Genomic DNA, 947 nt, shown 5'->3' with positions numbered 1-947 from the left:
CGGGTACGGGCTGCGCGTGCGTGGGCGCGCCGACGGTTTCGACCCGCGACGCGGACGTCTGGAAGAGATCAAGACCCATCGCGGCGACCTGACACGCCAGCCAGACAACCATCGCCATCTGCATTGGGCCCAATTGCGTCTTTATGGCTGGCTATTGTGCGAGGCGCGAGGTCTCGACGAACTAGAGCTGGCGCTGGTGTATTTCGATATCGCCCGCCAGATCGAGACACCGCTCGTCGAGCGCGTGGACCGCGATACCTTGCGTCATTTCTTCGAGGCGCAGTGCGCGGCGTTTCTCGACTGGGCGTTGCAGGAGACGGCGCACCGTACGGCACGCGACGAGGCGCTTGTGGCGCTGCGTTTCCCGCATGCGAGCTGGCAGGGCGAGCAGCGCACGCTGGCGGAAAACGTCTACAAGGCGGCCAGTACCGGGCGCTCGCTTCTGGCCCAGGCGCCGACGGGCACCGGCAAGACTCTGGGCACGCTCTTTCCGATGCTCAAGGCGATGCCTACGCAGCGCCTCGATGGCCTGTGTTATCTCGCCGCCAAGACCCCCGGACGACAACTGGCGCTGAATGCGCTGAAACCGGTGGTGGAAACGACGCCGCTGCGTGTGCTGGAGCTGACCGCGCGCGACAAGGCCTGCGAGCATCCCGACCTTGCCTGCCACGGCGAGTCCTGCCCGTTGGCGGCGGGCTTTTTCGATAAGCTGCCTGACGCACGGCGTGTACTGATCGCCGGTGGCGACTGGGATCGCGCGCGTCTGCGCGATGTCGCTCTGGCGCATAACGTCTGCCCGTATTATCTGGGCCAGGAAATGGCGCGCTGGAGCGACGTCACGGTGGGCGATTATCACTATTACTTCGCCAGCGGCGGCTTGCTGCATCTGTTGGCCCAGACCAACGACTGGCGTCTGGGCGTGCTGGTCGACGAGGCACACAATCTGG

General features: G+C 65.3%; 1 protein-coding gene. It reads left to right on the top strand.

From position 1 onward, the window contains the following. A partial coding sequence (locus tag OP495_RS18360) for a DEAD/DEAH box helicase (RefSeq protein ID WP_348521332.1) occupies positions 1-947 on the top strand: 947 nt, incomplete at both ends.

The sequence above is a fragment of the Chromohalobacter sp. 296-RDG genome, assembly GCF_029889885.1.
Lineage (GTDB): Bacteria > Pseudomonadota > Gammaproteobacteria > Pseudomonadales > Halomonadaceae > Chromohalobacter.
The sequence above is the reverse complement of the archived record's forward strand: the minus strand, read 5'-3'. Positions and strand labels throughout refer to the sequence as shown.